We start from the raw sequence: 15,594 nt of genomic DNA on the forward strand, positions 1-15,594 counted from the left end.
GTTATGTCGGATAATCAAAACAGCCTTGAGTGCAACGCGATCTGTTGGGGTATTGCGGCCGTTGTTGGCCTTGTCGCCATGGTCATGTTGTACATGTTGGCAGACTTCGGTGCGCTACAGGCGATCTTTACTGGCGGCCTGCTGGGCACGCTGCTGGGCCTGGTGCTGAGCATTTTTGTCTGCCGTGGCCAGAAAGCCGCGCATGATCTGGCCGCCGAAGAGAAGCCCGCGCAGCGCTATGCGCGTGAGGCGGATGAGGACAGGGCGCGCCGCGAAGGCACACCCATGGCTGCCCCGGCAAGTGCAAGCGCCAGCGCTGCGACGGGGGCCAACCCGAACCCGTCGTTTGCGATGAAGCCTTCTCAGGATCTGCCCGGACAGGCGGAATTGTCCGAACGCAAGGGCGAATGGTCTTACGGCGCGGACAACACCACACCGTCGTCCTTCGCCAGCGTGCCGGACGCCGATGCGCCAGCCGCGCCTGCACCAGAGCCGAAAAAACCCGCCGCCAAGAAGAAAGCCGCCCCTGCGAAGAAAGCCGAAGCGGCCCCTGCCGCCGCAGGCGATGCGCCAACGCTTTATACCAGCGCCAGCGAAGGCGCTGCGGATGACCTCAAGCTGATCAGCGGCGTGGGTCCCAAGCTGGAGCAGACCCTGAACGAGATGGGCATCTGGTACTTCAAACAGGTTGCCGCCTGGGGACCATCGGACATTGCCTGGGTGGACGACCGCCTGCGTTTCAAGGGCCGGATCGAGCGGGACGACTGGATGAGCCAGGCCAAGATCTTGGCCGAAGGCGGGGAGACCGAGTTCTCCAAGAAGAAAAAGAAGTAGCGCGTGAGCGAGGAGCGACAGCAAGCCATTGCGCGCAAGGGCCAGACCGTGGGTCTGGTCATTGCCGGTACGATGCTTCTGTGGATCCTTGCGAACTTTGCCGGGCCTGCCTTGGGTCTGCCCGGCCGCTATGCGCTGCTCTTTGATTTTGCGGCACTGGCTGCGATGATTTGGGCGATGGTGAATATCTATCAGATCTGGCAAGCGCGTCAGGCTGACAAGTAGAACACGACGGGGTCGCCACCCCGGATGACAGACAGGCGCTAAAGGGCGCAAGGGACAGGCGGGCCGATCAAGGCCTGCCAAAACGTAAGGAAAGCTGCGATGTTGCAGGATCAGGACCGCATTTTCACCAACATCTACGGGATGCATGACCGCACCCTGAAGGGCGCGCAGTCCCGCGGCCATTGGGACGGTACGGCCGGTATCCTCAAGAAAGGCCGCGACTGGATCGTGGACCAGATGAAAGCCTCCGGCCTGCGCGGTCGCGGGGGCGCGGGCTTCCCCACGGGGTTGAAGTGGTCCTTCATGCCCAAGGAAAGCGATGGCCGTCCCGCCTATCTGGTGATCAACGCCGACGAATCCGAACCCGGCACCTGCAAAGACCGGGAGATCATGCGCCATGATCCCCATACGCTGATCGAAGGCTGCCTGATTGCGTCTTTCGCGATGAACGCGCATGCCTGCTATATCTACATCCGTGGCGAATACATCCGCGAGAAAGAAGCGCTACAGGCTGCCATTGATGAAGCCTATGACGCAGGCCTGATCGGCAAGAACGCCTGCAAATCCGGTTGGGATTTCGACCTCTATCTGCACCACGGGGCAGGGGCCTATATCTGTGGTGAGGAAACCGCGCTGCTCGAAAGCCTTGAAGGCAAGAAAGGCATGCCCCGCATGAAGCCGCCATTCCCGGCGGGCGCGGGGCTCTATGGCTGCCCGACCACGGTGAACAACGTGGAGAGCATCGCGGTGGTGCCCACGATCCTGCGGCGCGGTCCGGAATGGTTCGCGGGCTTTGGTCGGGCGAACAACGCGGGCACGAAGCTGTTCGCGATCTCGGGCCATGTGAACAACCCCTGTGTTGTGGAAGAGGCGATGTCGATCACCTTCGAGGAGCTGATCGAAACCCATTGCGGCGGCATCCGGGGCGGCTGGGACAACCTCAAGGCGGTCATCCCCGGTGGATCCTCCGTGCCGATGATCCCCGGCGCCCAGATGAAAGACGCGATCATGGATTTCGATTACCTGCGCGAGCAGCGGTCGGGTCTGGGCACGGCGGCGGTCATTGTGATGGACAATTCAACAGATGTGATCAAGGCGATCTGGCGGCTGTCGAAGTTCTACAAACACGAAAGCTGTGGCCAGTGTACGCCCTGCCGTGAAGGCACTGGCTGGATGATGCGGGTGATGGACCGTCTGGTGACAGGCGACGCGGAACCCGAAGAGATCGACATGCTGCTGGACGTGACCAAGCAGGTGGAGGGGCATACGATTTGTGCCTTGGGTGATGCGGCGGCCTGGCCCATTCAGGGCCTGATCCGCCATTTCCGGGACGAGATCGAGGACCGTATCAAACACAAGCGCACAGGCCGGGTGAGTGCTGTGGCGGCGGAATGAGGACTGCCCTTGCAGCGCTTGCTGTGGTGGTTGGTTTTGGCTGCACCCCTGCAGCCCCGCCCGAAACGCCCGCAAATTCTTCTGCCCTGTTTGAGCGTGCTCTGGTTGAGACCCCCGTGGCGGATTTGCTGGCGGCGCGGGTGATCGCGCGGATGCTTGCCCGGGGGTGTGACGGCGTTGTCTTGCACCCGTTTGTTGAACCGCGCATCTCGGGCCTGCGCCAGATCCGACCGGCGGAGTTTGCGGCAATCACATCGACGCCTGTTGCAGCGGCGGGGCGGCGCATCTCCAACCAGTTTGATGTCACCCATCAGCGTGCATTTCGCCTCGATACCCGGCGCGGCAAACCAAGTGACGCGCTTTGTGCGGCTGTCCTGTCCGAGGCGCGCTCCAACACCTTGCTTGGGATGATGCTGGTCGCCACCTGAGCCGAAATTGCGATTTGCCAGGAAAGGAAGTCGCCGATGGAACAGTTCGCCCCCTACAGCCACGCCATCGCCTCCCTTGCGCTTTGGGGGCTTTTGATGATCGCACTGTCGATGATCTCTACCCGGGGCATGAAACCGGAGGACCGCACGGACAGCGGGGTGCCCAAGCGGGACTATGTCGTGCCGTCTTACCGGCGCTACCGCGCATTTCAAAACGCCATCGAAACCTCGCCTGCATTCATCACGACCACGCTGGCCGCGATCCTTGCAGGCACATCGCCGCTCTTGGTCAACATCTTTGCCAGCGCCTTCCTGCTGGCGCGGCTTGCAATGGCCTTTGTCCACATCCGCACGGAAAACCAGCCGCTGCGCTCTGCCTGTTTCGGCTTTGGCTGGCTGATGATCATCTTTATGGCGCTCTGCGCGCTCTATGCCGTGTTTGTCTGACGTGGCTGGGGCGGTCCACCTCGCCGAACTCAACCTTGGCATCCTCAAATACGACTGGGACGACCCGCGGGTGCAGGACTTCGTCAATGGCCTCGACCTGGTCAATGGTGTCGCAATGCGCAGCCCCGGTTTCGTCTGGATGATGTCCGAGGCGGAGATGGAAGCCGCACAAAACGACCCCGACGGGCCGATGGGGGGCGATCCCCGCACGGCTTCTACTCTCAGTGTCTGGGAAGACGTGGAAAGCCTTGAGCATTTCGTCTGGAACACCGTTCACAAGCAGTTCTATGACCGCAAAGGCGAATGGTATGACATGGACGCTGTCCTGCGCCTTGCGATGTGGTGGGTGCCTGCGGGGCACCGCCCTGATATGGCCGAAGCCATGGCGCGGTTTCAGCATCTGGAAGCGCATGGTGATAGCGATCATGCGTTTGGCTGGAAACATCTGGCGCAGGCCAAGCTGTGGCAGCAAAAACAGTGTGGGTAAGGCCAATGGGCGCAAAGACGGTCGCGCCCAAACCAGCCTTCGGGGCGCAGCACAAGATGAGCTAAGGCCGGGGGCAATGGCCCGGTTTTGCCGAAGCAACGTCACGCTATCGCCACCTTGGACGGCCACGTCCTTCTTCGTTCACCTGCGGTCGGTTGGAGACGAAACACCTGTCCAGCCGCACATAAGATTGAGGAAGTACCATGTTCAAGAAAATCACCCTGCCGATGCTCGCCATGCTGGCGCTTGCAGCCTGTGACGCGCCAAGCCAGACCAGCTTGCGTGCCGCACCCGGCTCGACCGCGCAAGGGGCCGTGAACGCTGTCCTCATAACCCGTGCAGAGGCGCTCTTTATTGCAGCCGTCTGTAACAAGCGGGGGATCACCCTGCGCGATACGAACTATCGTGCGGCGCTGACACGGGATGTTCGCAATCTCAACCAGCAGGGTTTTACGCTGCCTGAGTTGGACAAGGCAGCAAAGCGGGCCACAGGAAACTAGCAGCTTGCCAAAGCGGCTGTGGCGCGTCTGAAGGCCAAAGGCGCGCGCCAGAATGACCCTGCATCAATCTGTGCGGTTGGCCGCCGCGAAATGGCGGCCGGAACAGCGGTTGGACGTCTGCTCAAAAAGAACTAGAAGGAGCCTATGGGCTTCTTCAAGAATATCTGGGACGGCATCCTGAGCCTGCTGGCCGCACTGGCGACACTGGCCGTTTTCGGCTTGCCGATCTGGGCCTCCCATCAGGCGATCACCTATGGCTTGGCCCCTGCGTGGGTCTATATTGCTGTCGTCGGCCTCGTCTTTGTCGGCGGCAATCTGGCGATTGCCTTTCTGCGCAAGGCGTTCGACGGTGTGGCACCTTTGCGCGAAAGGAAGCGGCGATGAACGGCATGCACCTGGCTGAACTCAACGTTGGTCGCTTGATCGCACCCACCGATGATCCGCGTGTGGCGGAGTTCATGGACAACCTTGACCGCATCAACGGGCTGGCCAAGCGCATGCCGGGGTTTCAGTGGATGATGGAAGGCGGTGCCGAAGGGGCGGGCAATACGGAAGCGAAGATCGAGGGCGATGACCTTTATATCCCCAATCTCAGCGTCTGGTCGGATGCCGCCACCCTGGAAAAGTTCGTCTGGGGCACCATCCACAAACAGTTCTATGCCCGCCGTGCCGAATGGTTCGAAGTGCTGGGGACGATGCACTTTGTGATGTGGTGGGTGCCACAGGGGCACCGCCCATCGCTGGAGGAAGCACTGGCACGTCTTGACCATTTGCGCGACAATGGCGATAGCGATCATGCCTTTGGCTGGTCCTGGTTGAAAGACGCACAGATGTGGCGCAGCCACGGGTGCAGCCCACAAGCGGCGGAGTGAGAGAATGAAATTCGGTGCAGCAGCTCTTTTGGGTGCAGTGATGGTGATGGCGGGGTGTTCGGACGACAACGACCGCATCCTGTTTGACGGGAAGTATTTCCCCACCAAGGTCAGCAAAGTTGATGGCCAACGCGATCAGATCGTGGTAACGGTGCGCGAAGTCGCGCAATCCCCCGAAGGGGCCTTGGCCGCAGGCCGCTATGCGGCTGTGTCCTATTGCGTGGGGCTCTATGGCAGTTCCGATATTGAGTGGCTTGTTGGCCCTGACACCGATCCCGGCCAGATCCGCATCACCGACAACACCATGACCTTCCGCGGGACCTGTCCTCAGTGAGCGCCCCCTGCGCGACATATCGCGTAGGCGCAGCGTCTGATGGGCCGTGTTATTGCATATCAGCCTACACCATCTTTCCTTTTAGGGATGCGGCCCAGACCGCGTCTTATTGAGGAACACGAACATGCGATCACTGATGAAAGTTCTTGCCGTCGCCACACTGACACTCACCCCGATGTGGGCCGCGCAGGCACAGGCCAAGCCGCCGCTGCGCGAGGTTGCCGCGATTGATGACGCGCTCTTTGATCTGGGGCTGGCGGACCGCATCCGCAAGAATTGCCCGACGATCAATGCGCGGATGTTCAAAGCCATCGGATATGTGCGCGGATTAGAGAAAAAAGCACGCGCCATGGGCTATACCCAGGCGGAGATTGATGCCTATACCGACAGCGAAGCTGACAAGAACCGTTTGCGCGCCAAAGCTGCCAAATATTTCGCGGCACGGGGGGTCGATCCTTCCAAGCCGGAAAGCTATTGTGCGGTAGGGCTGGAAGAGATTCAAAAATCGAGCCGTATCGGTTCGTTACTGAGAGCGAAGTGAACCTATGAGCGACAACCGCAAGATCGTCATTGATGGCAACGAGATCGAGGTCGATGGGGCGATGACCCTCATTCAGGCCTGTGAAGAAGCGGGCGTGGAAATTCCGCGCTTCTGCTATCACGAGCGGCTGTCGATTGCCGGCAACTGCCGGATGTGTCTGGTCGAAGTTGTGGGCGGCCCGCCCAAGCCTGCCGCCTCCTGCGCGATGCAGGTGCGCGATCTGCGCCCCGGTCCCGAAGGGCAGCCCCCGGTGGTCAAGACGAACTCGCCCATGGTCAAGAAGGCCCGCGAGGGCGTGATGGAATTCTTGCTGATCAACCACCCGCTGGATTGCCCGATCTGCGATCAGGGTGGCGAGTGTGATTTGCAGGATCAGGCGATGGCCTATGGCGTGGATTTCTCCCGCTACCGCGAACCCAAACGCGCGACCGAGGATCTGGATCTGGGGCCGCTGGTCGAAACCCACATGACCCGCTGCATTTCCTGCACCCGCTGCGTGCGTTTCACCACCGAAGTGGCTGGCATCCACAAGATGGGGCAGACAGGCCGAGGTGAGGATGCGGAGATCACCTCCTATCTGGGGGAAACGCTGGATTCGAACATGCAGGGTAACATCATTGACCTGTGCCCCGTGGGGGCACTGGTGTCGAAACCCTACGCCTTTACGGCGCGTCCTTGGGAACTGACCAAGACCGAATCCATCGACGTGATGGATGCGCTTGGGTCCAACATCCGCGTGGACACCAAGGGCCGCGAAGTCATGCGGTTCCTGCCGCGCAACCATGATGGCGTGAACGAGGAATGGATTTCCGACAAGACGCGCTTTGTCTGGGACGGGCTGCGCCGTCAACGGTTGGACACGCCCTACATTCGCGAGAACGGCAAGCTGCGCAAAGCGGAGTGGCCCGAAGCACTGGCCGCTGCGGCGGCGGCGATGAAGGGCAAGAAGGTCGGCGGCTTGATCGGTGATCTGGTGCCGGTTGAAGCGGCCTATGCGCTCAAGCAGATGATCGAAGGGCAGGGCGGTTCTGTCGAATGCCGCACCGATGGGGCGAAGCTGCCTGCGGGCAACCGATCCGGCTATGTCGGGACGGCGACAGTTGAGGAGTTGGACACAGCGGAAGCCATCATGCTGATCGGCGCGAACCCTGCTGTGGAAGCGCCGGTGCTGAACGCACGCATCCGCAAAGCCTGGACGCGCGGCGCGAATGTGGGCGTGATCGGACCAAAAGTCGATCTGACTTATGAATACAACCACATCGGCGAAAGCCCGGCGATCATGTCCGCTCTGATGGAGCGGGACCATACAGATGTGGGCGAAAAGCCATCGGTGATTATCATCGGTCAGGCTGCCTTGTGCCGCGAAGACGGTGCGGCGGTGTTGGCCGAAGCCATGGCGCTGGCCGAAAGTACCAAATCCACCTTCATGGTTCTGCACACTGCCGCTGCGCGCGTCGGCGCGATGGACATTGGCGCTGTGTCTGAAAACGGCATCAGCGATGTGACTTCTGCTGAGGTGATCTATAACCTCGGCGCGGATGAGGGCGACATTCCCGCAGGGCCATTCGTGATCTACCAAGGCTCCCACGGCGACCGGGGCGCACACCGCGCCGACATCATCCTGCCGGGCGCGGCCTATACCGAAGAGCCAGGCCTGTTTGTCAACACCGAAGGCCGTCCGCAGGTTGCCGCCCGCGCCAGTTTCGCGCCCGGTCAGGCCAAGGAAAACTGGGCCATCCTGCGCGCCTTGAGCGCGGAGTTGGGCGAAACACTGCCTTACGATTCAATTGCAGCCCTGCGGCGCGCATTGATTTCGGATGTGCCGCATCTGGGCAGCGTCGATCAGGTGGCCGCGAATGACTGGCAACCCCTGCCGCGCGGCAAGATAGCGGACGCACCTTTTGGCACGGCAGTGGCGGATTTCTATCTGTCCAACCCGATTGCCCGCGCCAGCCAGTTGATGGCGGAACTTTCTGCCAATGCCGCCGCCCGGCGCGCTGAGCCCATGGCGGCTGAGTGAGGTTGATCATGTGCCTCGCCCTGTCGGCACTGGCTGCCTGCGGACCACAGGTGCCGGTGGCTGAGGATTTTATCCCGGAATACAAAGGGGTAGAGACCAAGTTGCTGGATGGGGATCTGGTGCAATTCAATGTGGCCATGACCAAGGCGCAATCCACGCAGGACGTGGAGGATTACGCTGAATGTGCGGCTGCGCAATACGCGTTAATACGGGGTTACGGTTTTGCAAGACATCTGCGCACAAATGTGGCCCAAGAGGGTAGCATCTGGCGGGCAGATGCTGTTTACACAATCTCGCCAAGCTTGCCACGTGGCATAAAGACGATTGATGCTGAGGTGACCGCGTCTGAGTGCGTGGAACGCGGCATTCCGACAGTGTGAGGGACAATGTCTGACTTCTTTACAAATACCGGATTGGGTATTGGCCTGCTGACACTGGGGCAGGTGTTGCTGATCATGCTGCCCTTGCTGCTGTGCCTTGCCTTCCTGATGTACGCCGACCGCAAGATCTGGGCCGCGGTGCAGATGCGCCGGGGGCCGAACGTGGTGGGTGTCTTTGGCCTGATGCAATCCTTCGCGGACCTGCTGAAATACGTCGTCAAAGAGGTCGTGATCCCCGCAGGTGCTGACCGCACGGTGTTCCTGCTGGCCCCCATGGTGTCGCTGGTCATGGCGCTGATCGCCTGGGCGGTGATCCCCTTCAACGAAGGCTGGGTCTTGGCCGACATCAATGTGGCGATCCTCTATGTCTTCGCGATTTCCTCGCTTGAGGTTTACGGCGTGATCATGGGCGGCTGGGCGTCGAACTCCAAATATCCATTCCTCGGCTCGCTGCGCTCTGCCGCGCAGATGATTTCTTATGAAGTGTCGATTGGCCTGATCATCATCGGGGTGATCATCTCCACCGGATCGATGAACTTTACCTCCATCGTACATGCCCAAGACGGGGCGGGGGGCATCTTCAACTGGAACTGGCTCATCCACTTCCCGATGCTGATCCTGTTCTTTATCAGTGCCTTGGCCGAAACCAACCGCCCACCCTTTGACCTTCCCGAAGCGGAATCAGAGCTGGTGGCGGGTTATCAGGTTGAATATTCCTCCACCCCGTTCCTGCTGTTCATGATCGGTGAACTGGTCGCCGTGGTGCTGATGTGCGCGCTGGTGTCGCTGCTGTTCTTGGGTGGCTGGCTGTCGCCCATTCCGTTCCTGCCCGATGGCTTCCTGTGGATGTTCATCAAGATGCTGTTCGTCTTCTTCATGTTCTCCATGGTGAAGGCGATCACCCCGCGCTACCGCTATGACCAACTGATGCGTCTGGGCTGGAAAGTCTTCCTGCCGCTGTCCTTGGCGTGGGTGGTGTTCGTAGCCTTTGCCGCGAAGTTCGAGTGGTTCTGGGGCGTTTATGCCCGCTGGCCGATTTAAGGGGCGGTTTTGATGAGCAATAGAATTTACAGCGCAATTGCTGACGCTACTGGAACTGAGATTATGGATTTCACGGCTGGGTTGCTGAGGCTAATCAGCGATCTCGAAATTGAAGCTGAAAGGGCCTCAGACTGTGATTTAGATTGGAGCGACTACGCAAACGGCATGATGGAGATGTCGTTAGAGTATCTCTCGAATACTGATGTTGAAGCGAGGACAGTATGACCCAGATCGACTACACCCGCGCCGCAAAATACTTCCTGCTGGCGGATTTCGCCAAAGGCTTTGCCCTTGGTTTCAAACACATGTTCCGCCCCAAGGCGACCGTGAACTACCCGCATGAGAAGGGCTATCTCTCTCCGCGTTTCCGCGGTGAACACGCCCTGCGCCGCTATCCCAATGGGGAAGAACGCTGCATCGCGTGTAAGCTGTGCGAAGCGGTCTGCCCGGCGCAGGCGATCACGATTGACGCAGAGCCCCGCGAAGACGGCTCCCGCCGCACCACGCGCTATGACATCGACATGACCAAATGCATCTACTGCGGCTTCTGTCAGGAAGCCTGCCCGGTGGATGCGATTGTCGAAGGCCCGAATTTCGAATTCTCCACCGAGACCCGCGAAGAGTTGTACTACGACAAGGCAAAGCTCTTGGACAACGGCGAGCGTTGGGAAGCCGAGATCGCGCGGAACCTTGAGCTGGATGCGCCCTACAGATGAGTGAAAACGTCGACAACATGATCCTCAAGCCGTTGCGTGATATCCATGATGAGATTGGAGCGTTGCGCAGCGATGTGTCCGAGATCAAATCGGATGTGGCTGATGTCGATCAAAAGGTCGACGGCATGGCGATCATGCTCACGATGCTGGCGGGCCATGTCCATCACGTCACCGAGCGCGTTGAGACGCTGGAAGAGAAGTCCGAAACATGAGTGACAAAAACCCCTTCGAGGCGTTGTTCAAACAGGCGCAGGAACTGACCAAAGCCGTCCCCATGGCCGACGCTTTCTCACCCAAGGTGTTTGAAGCGATGATGGGCACGATGCCCAAGGACATGATGGAAATGATGTTCGGCAACACCGTCAACAAAGACGGGCTGGACGCGCGGACGCGGCTTTTGCTGACCATTGCGGGCATGACCACGCAGGGCGCGCAGGTCGATACCGTGTTCCGCCAGACCGTGCGCCACGCGCTGGAGGCAGGCGCGACCGAGCAGCACATCAAGGAAACCATTGCGCAGACCTCCGTCTTTGCGGGTCTGCCCTCCATGACCCGCGCGCTGGAACTGGCGAGCCAAGTGTTTGACGAGAAGGAAGGCAAGGCATGATCGTCTTTTCGTTTTATCTGTTCGCCACTTGCGTGATTGCAGGCGGATTGTTCACCGTGATCAGCCGCAATCCGGTGCATTCGGTGCTCTGGCTGATCCTCGCGTTCCTGTCCTCGGCCGGGCTGTTCGTCCTGTTGGGCGCGGAATTTGTCGCGATGCTGCTGATCATCGTCTACGTCGGCGCGGTCGCGGTGTTGTTCCTGTTCGTGGTGATGATGCTGGACGTGGATTTTGCCGAACTGAAGGCGGAGATGGCAAAATACATGCCACTGGCGCTGCTGATCGCCCTCGTGATCCTGATGCAATTCGTGATGGCCTTTGGCGCCTGGGAAAGCAACGCGGCGGCGGAAAGCCTGCGTATGCAGGCGCTGGATCCAAACGTCAGCAACACGGCGGCGCTGGGTCTGATCCTTTATGACGAATACTTCCTGTTGTTCCAGCTTGCAGGTCTGATCCTGCTGGTGGCGATGATTGGCGCGATTGTGCTGACCCTGCGTCACCGTGTGGATGTGAAGCGCCAGAATGTGATCGACCAGATGATGCGCGATCCGGCCACGGCGATGGAGCTGAAGGACATCAAGCCGGGGCAGGGGTTGTAGGAGCCGAATTTTTCGAAAAATTCGGACCGTTTTCTTCGAAGAAAACGGAGACAGAAAAGAACCGGTGTCACGCCGGATTACCGGTGGAAACCGGTAGAAACACAGACTAAAAGCCCGATCATACGGGCACACGCCAGCCGCCTTTGCCGGGCGCAGCAAGACCGCCCCGCAAGGGGAGAACCGAGGGACGACATGATCGGACTTGAACACTACCTGACAGTCGCAGCGACGCTGTTTGTCATTGGCATCTTTGGGCTCTTCCTGAACCGCAAGAACGTCATCATCCTGCTTATGAGCATCGAATTGATGCTGCTGGCGGTGAACATCAATCTGGTCGCCTTCTCCAGCTTTCTGGGGGACCTGGTGGGGCAGGTGTTCACGCTCTTTGTGCTGACGGTGGCTGCGGCGGAGGCCGCGATTGGCCTTGCGATCCTTGTCTGCTTCTTCCGAAACCGCGGCACCATCGCGGTTGAAGACGTCAACGTGATGAAGGGGTAGGGCAGATGGAAACCACAATCCTCTTCGCCCCGCTGTTGGGCGCGCTCATTGCAGGCTTCGGTTGGAAAATCATTGGTGAGACGGCAGCGCAGTGGCTCACCACGGGCCTCCTGTTTCTTGCTGCGATCCTGTCATGGGTCGTCTTCCTGACGTTTGATGGCCCGACCGAGCATATCCAGATCCTGCGCTTTATCGAAAGCGGCTCGCTCAGCACCGATTGGTCGATCCGCATGGACCGTCTGACCGCGATCATGCTGATCGTGGTGACCTCCGTCTCCGCCCTCGTGCACCTCTATTCCTTTGGCTACATGGCGCATGACGAGAATTTCAAAGAAGGCGAGCACTACAAAGCGCGCTTCTTTGCGTATCTGTCGTTCTTCACCTTCGCGATGTTGATGCTGGTGACCGCCGACAACCTCGTACAGATGTTCTTTGGCTGGGAGGGTGTGGGCGTCGCCTCCTACCTTCTGATCGGGTTTTACTACAAGAAACCCAGCGCCAATGCCGCGGCCATCAAGGCCTTTGTGGTCAACCGTGTGGGCGACTTCGGCTTCGCGCTTGGCATCTTCGCCCTGTTCCTGATGACCGACAGCATCCGGTTCGACGACATCTTTGCCGCCGCGCCCGACCTGGCAAACCAGAGCATCTCTTTCCTCTGGACCGACTGGAACGCGGCCAATCTGATCGCCTTCCTTCTGTTTGTTGGTGCGATGGGTAAATCGGCGCAGTTGATCCTGCACACATGGCTGCCCGACGCGATGGAGGGCCCGACGCCTGTGTCGGCGCTGATCCACGCGGCGACCATGGTGACAGCGGGTGTGTTCCTCGTCTGCCGCATGTCGCCAATCATGGAATTCGCGCCCGAAGCGATGACGTTCGTGACTGTGCTGGGGGCCACCACCGCCTTTTTCGCGGCCACCGTTGGTCTGGTGCAGACCGACATCAAACGTGTGATTGCCTATTCCACCTGTTCACAGTTGGGCTACATGTTCGTCGCCGCAGGCGTGGGCATGTATTCCGCTGCGATGTTCCACCTTTTCACCCACGCGTTCTTCAAGGCGATGCTGTTCCTTGGCGCGGGTTCTGTCATTCATGCGATGCACCATGAGCAGGACATGACCAACTATGGCGGTCTGCGCAAAAAGATCCCCTATACTTTCTGGGCGATGATGATCGGCACGCTGGCCATCACGGGCGTCGGTATTCCGCTCAGCTATGACATGTTTGGCATGCCGATTGGCTTTGCCGGTTTTGTCTCCAAGGACGCAATCATCGAAAGCGCCTGGGGTGGTGGATCCATGTATGGCTTCTGGCTGCTGGTGATCGCCGCGGCGATGACGAGCTTTTACAGCTGGCGCCTGATGTTCCTGACCTTTTACGGCACGCCGCGCGGGGACAAACACACCCATGAGCACGCGCATGAAAGCCCGATGGTCATGCTGGCACCGCTTGGTGTGCTGGCGGTTGGCGCGATCCTTGCGGGCATGATCTGGTTCAAGCCATTCTTTGGCGATGCGAAATACGTCGCGGCTTTCTATGACATCCCGCTGGCCACCGAAGCCTCCGAGGGTGACACCCATGCAGACGGGGCCGAAGACAGCCACGGCGATGACCACAGCGACGATGGCCATGGTGGCAAGCATCACGACGCCTTTGGCGGCAATCCCGGCGATGGCGCGCTCTATTTCGGCAAGGACAACACAGTGCTGGAAGACGCCCATGATGCGCCCAAGTGGGTCAAGATGAGCCCTTTCATCGCCATGCTGGGGGGCTTCATCATGGCGATGTGGTTCTACATCTGGAACCCGACCCTGCCAGGCCGTCTGGCTGCAAACCAGCAGCCGCTCTATCAGTTCCTGCTGAACAAATGGTACTTTGATGAGATCTACGACGTCCTCTTCGTGCGTCCCGCCAAGGCGATTGGCCGCTTCCTGTGGAAACGCGGGGACGGCAGCGTGATTGACGGCATCCTCAATGGTGTTTCCATGACGATCATCCCCTTCTTCACCCGTCTGGCCGGTAAGGCGCAGTCTGGCTACATCTTCACCTATGCCTTTGCGATGGTGATCGGGATTGCGGTGCTGATCACCTGGATGACGATGACCGGGGGGGCGAAATAATGGACACGCATCTGCTTTCCATCATCACCTTTCTGCCCGCGGTGGCGGCACTGATCCTCGCCGTTTTCCTGCGCGGCAATGATGAAGCTGCGGCCCGCAACGCCAAGTATCTGGCGCTCTTTGCGACCACAGCAACCTTCATCATCTCGCTGTTTGTGCTGTTCGAGTTTGACCGCAATGACACCGGGTTCCAGTTCGTGACCCAGTCTGAATGGATCATGGGCCTGCAATACAAGATGGGCGTCGATGGCATCTCCATCCTCTTTGTGATGCTGACCACCTTCATGATGCCGCTGGTCATTGCCGCCTCATGGAACGTGGAAAGCCGCGTGAAGGAATACATGATCGCCTTCCTCGTGCTGGAAACGATGATGCTGGGCGTCTTCCTGGCGCTCGACCTGATCCTGTTCTACCTGTTCTTCGAGGCGGGTCTGATCCCGATGTTCCTGATCATCGGCATCTGGGGCGGGGCGAACCGCATCTACGCAAGCTTCAAGTTCTTCCTCTACACCTTCCTCGGCTCGGTGCTGATGTTGGTGGCGATGGTCGCGATGTACGCGGACGCAGGCACAGCTGACATCCCCACGCTGATGAACCACCAGTTCGGGTCCGAAAGCTTCTCCCTGCTCGGCATCCAGATCGTAGGCGGCGCGCAGACACTGATGTTCCTCGCGTTCTTTGCCAGCTTTGCGGTGAAAATGCCGATGTGGCCCGTGCACACCTGGCTGCCTGACGCCCACGTGCAGGCCCCCACAGCGGGTTCCGTGGTGCTGGCGGCGATCCTGTTGAAACTGGGCGGTTATGGCTTCCTGCGCTTCTCCCTGCCGATGTTCCCGGTGGGGTCGGACGTGATGGCGCCGCTGGTGCTGTGGATGTCCGCGATTGCGATTGTCTACACCTCTCTGGTGGCACTGGTGCAGGAGGACATGAAAAAGCTCATCGCCTATTCATCGGTTGCCCACATGGGCTTTGTGACCATGGGCATCTTTGCGGCCAACCAGCAGGGCATTGATGGCGCGATCTTCCAGATGATCAGCCACGGGTTTATCTCCGGCGCGCTCTTCCTCTGCGTCGGCGTGATCTATGACCGGATGCACACGCGGGAGATTGACGCCTACGGCGGCCTCGTGAACCGGATGCCGGTCTATGCGCTGATCTTCATGCTGTTCACCATGGCCAACGTCGGCCTTCCGGGCACCTCCGGGTTTATCGGTGAATTCCTGACGCTGATGGCCGTCTTCCAGGTCAACACATGGGTCGCGGCGATCGCGACCACGGGGGTGATCTTCTCCGCCGCTTATGCGCTGTGGCTTTATCGCCGGGTGGTGATGGGCGATCTGATCAAGGAAAGCCTGAAAGCCATCACGGACATGACCCCGCGTGAAAAATGGATCTTCGCGCCGCTGGTGGCCATGACACTGCTGCTGGGGGTTTACCCGGCACTGGTGCTGGACATCATCGGGCCATCCGTCTCCGCGCTGGTTGATAATTACGCTTCTGCGGTGGAGGCAGCCGATATGGCGACCCAAACCGCCGAAGCTGCGAATTGA

General features: G+C 59.6%; 22 protein-coding genes and 1 pseudogene. All 23 read left to right on the forward strand.

Annotation, left to right across the window (positions count from 1 at the left end; translation table 11 throughout):
* The first annotated feature begins 3 nt into the window (after nt 1-3).
* The 23 genes and pseudogenes from Q1A91_RS06680 to Q1A91_RS06785 all read left to right on the forward strand — a co-directional run bounded on the left by Q1A91_RS06680 (nt 4) and on the right by Q1A91_RS06785 (nt 15,594).
* Entirely contained in the window at nt 4-834 is an 831-nt protein-coding gene (locus Q1A91_RS06680) for a hypothetical protein (RefSeq protein ID WP_299874710.1), read from the forward strand.
* 3 nt (nt 835-837) lie between these two features.
* Complete coding sequence (locus Q1A91_RS06685; RefSeq protein ID WP_299874711.1) at nt 838-1,059, forward strand: DUF5337 domain-containing protein; 222 nt, start codon at nt 838-840, stop codon at nt 1,057-1,059.
* A gap of 99 nt (nt 1,060-1,158) precedes the next feature.
* The gene (gene nuoF, locus Q1A91_RS06690) at nt 1,159-2,454 is read left to right on the forward strand and encodes an NADH-quinone oxidoreductase subunit NuoF (protein ID WP_299874713.1); all 1,296 of its coding nucleotides are present in this window, start codon (nt 1,159-1,161) and stop codon (nt 2,452-2,454) included.
* A complete protein-coding gene (locus Q1A91_RS06695; RefSeq protein WP_299874715.1) occupies nt 2,451-2,882 on the forward strand; it encodes a hypothetical protein in 432 nt (143 codons plus the stop codon). Before nuoF ends, Q1A91_RS06695 begins: the two co-directional genes overlap by 4 nt.
* A 36-nt stretch (nt 2,883-2,918) precedes the next feature.
* Entirely contained in the window at nt 2,919-3,329 is a 411-nt protein-coding gene (locus tag Q1A91_RS06700; protein WP_299874717.1) for an MAPEG family protein, read from the forward strand.
* Nucleotide 3,330: 1 nt separating this feature from the next.
* Complete coding sequence (locus Q1A91_RS06705; RefSeq protein ID WP_299874719.1) at nt 3,331-3,816, forward strand: DUF3291 domain-containing protein; 486 nt, start codon at nt 3,331-3,333, stop codon at nt 3,814-3,816.
* Nucleotides 3,817-4,019: 203 nt separating this feature from the next.
* Nucleotides 4,020-4,316, forward strand: coding sequence for a hypothetical protein (locus Q1A91_RS06710; protein WP_299874721.1), 297 nt, complete (start codon nt 4,020-4,022; stop codon nt 4,314-4,316).
* 15 nt (nt 4,317-4,331) lie between these two features.
* Nucleotides 4,332-4,451, forward strand: a pseudogene (locus Q1A91_RS23695) (DUF5333 family protein); the annotation flags it as partial.
* Between the two features lie 9 nt (nt 4,452-4,460).
* Nucleotides 4,461-4,700: a hypothetical protein gene (locus Q1A91_RS06715; protein ID WP_299874723.1), complete on the forward strand. Its 240-nt coding sequence runs from the start codon at nt 4,461-4,463 to the stop codon at nt 4,698-4,700.
* Nucleotides 4,697-5,188, forward strand: a complete 492-nt coding sequence (locus tag Q1A91_RS06720; RefSeq protein WP_299874725.1) for a DUF3291 domain-containing protein — start codon at nt 4,697-4,699, stop codon at nt 5,186-5,188. Before Q1A91_RS06715 ends, Q1A91_RS06720 begins: the two co-directional genes overlap by 4 nt.
* A gap of 4 nt (nt 5,189-5,192) precedes the next feature.
* Nucleotides 5,193-5,522 carry a hypothetical protein gene (locus tag Q1A91_RS06725; protein ID WP_299874727.1) on the forward strand — a complete coding sequence of 110 codons (330 nt, stop codon included), beginning with the start codon at nt 5,193-5,195 and terminating at the stop codon, nt 5,520-5,522.
* Nucleotides 5,523-5,658: 136 nt separating this feature from the next.
* Entirely contained in the window at nt 5,659-6,063 is a 405-nt protein-coding gene (locus tag Q1A91_RS06730; protein WP_299874728.1) for a DUF5333 domain-containing protein, read from the forward strand.
* A 4-nt stretch (nt 6,064-6,067) separates the two neighbouring features.
* A complete protein-coding gene (gene nuoG, locus Q1A91_RS06735; RefSeq protein WP_299874730.1) occupies nt 6,068-8,083 on the forward strand; it encodes an NADH-quinone oxidoreductase subunit NuoG in 2,016 nt (671 codons plus the stop codon).
* Nucleotides 8,084-8,091: 8 nt separating this feature from the next.
* On the forward strand, nt 8,092-8,463 hold the full coding sequence (locus Q1A91_RS06740; RefSeq protein ID WP_299876137.1) for a hypothetical protein: 372 nt from the start codon (nt 8,092-8,094) through the stop codon (nt 8,461-8,463).
* Between the two features lie 6 nt (nt 8,464-8,469).
* Nucleotides 8,470-9,504 carry an NADH-quinone oxidoreductase subunit NuoH gene (gene nuoH, locus Q1A91_RS06745; protein WP_299874732.1) on the forward strand — a complete coding sequence of 345 codons (1,035 nt, stop codon included), beginning with the start codon at nt 8,470-8,472 and terminating at the stop codon, nt 9,502-9,504.
* A 12-nt stretch (nt 9,505-9,516) separates the two neighbouring features.
* Entirely contained in the window at nt 9,517-9,729 is a 213-nt protein-coding gene (locus Q1A91_RS06750) for a hypothetical protein (RefSeq protein WP_299874734.1), read from the forward strand.
* Complete coding sequence (nuoI, locus tag Q1A91_RS06755; protein WP_299874736.1) at nt 9,726-10,220, forward strand: NADH-quinone oxidoreductase subunit NuoI; 495 nt, start codon at nt 9,726-9,728, stop codon at nt 10,218-10,220. Before Q1A91_RS06750 ends, nuoI begins: the two co-directional genes overlap by 4 nt.
* Entirely contained in the window at nt 10,217-10,432 is a 216-nt protein-coding gene (locus tag Q1A91_RS06760; RefSeq protein WP_299874738.1) for a hypothetical protein, read from the forward strand. The genes nuoI and Q1A91_RS06760 overlap by 4 nt, the downstream gene beginning before the upstream one ends.
* The gene (locus tag Q1A91_RS06765; RefSeq protein ID WP_299874741.1) at nt 10,429-10,827 is read left to right on the forward strand and encodes a carboxymuconolactone decarboxylase family protein; all 399 of its coding nucleotides are present in this window, start codon (nt 10,429-10,431) and stop codon (nt 10,825-10,827) included. Before Q1A91_RS06760 ends, Q1A91_RS06765 begins: the two co-directional genes overlap by 4 nt.
* Nucleotides 10,824-11,426 carry an NADH-quinone oxidoreductase subunit J gene (locus Q1A91_RS06770; protein WP_299874742.1) on the forward strand — a complete coding sequence of 201 codons (603 nt, stop codon included), beginning with the start codon at nt 10,824-10,826 and terminating at the stop codon, nt 11,424-11,426. The genes Q1A91_RS06765 and Q1A91_RS06770 overlap by 4 nt, the downstream gene beginning before the upstream one ends.
* A gap of 192 nt (nt 11,427-11,618) precedes the next feature.
* On the forward strand, nt 11,619-11,924 hold the full coding sequence (gene nuoK / locus Q1A91_RS06775; RefSeq protein WP_008553673.1) for an NADH-quinone oxidoreductase subunit NuoK: 306 nt from the start codon (nt 11,619-11,621) through the stop codon (nt 11,922-11,924).
* A 5-nt stretch (nt 11,925-11,929) separates the two neighbouring features.
* Nucleotides 11,930-14,044, forward strand: coding sequence for an NADH-quinone oxidoreductase subunit L (gene nuoL, locus Q1A91_RS06780; RefSeq protein ID WP_299874744.1), 2,115 nt, complete (start codon nt 11,930-11,932; stop codon nt 14,042-14,044).
* Nucleotides 14,044-15,594, forward strand: coding sequence for an NADH-quinone oxidoreductase subunit M (locus Q1A91_RS06785; RefSeq protein WP_299874747.1), 1,551 nt, complete (start codon nt 14,044-14,046; stop codon nt 15,592-15,594). Before nuoL ends, Q1A91_RS06785 begins: the two co-directional genes overlap by 1 nt.

It is taken from the genome of uncultured Sulfitobacter sp., assembly GCF_947500075.1.
Lineage (GTDB): Bacteria > Pseudomonadota > Alphaproteobacteria > Rhodobacterales > Rhodobacteraceae > Sulfitobacter.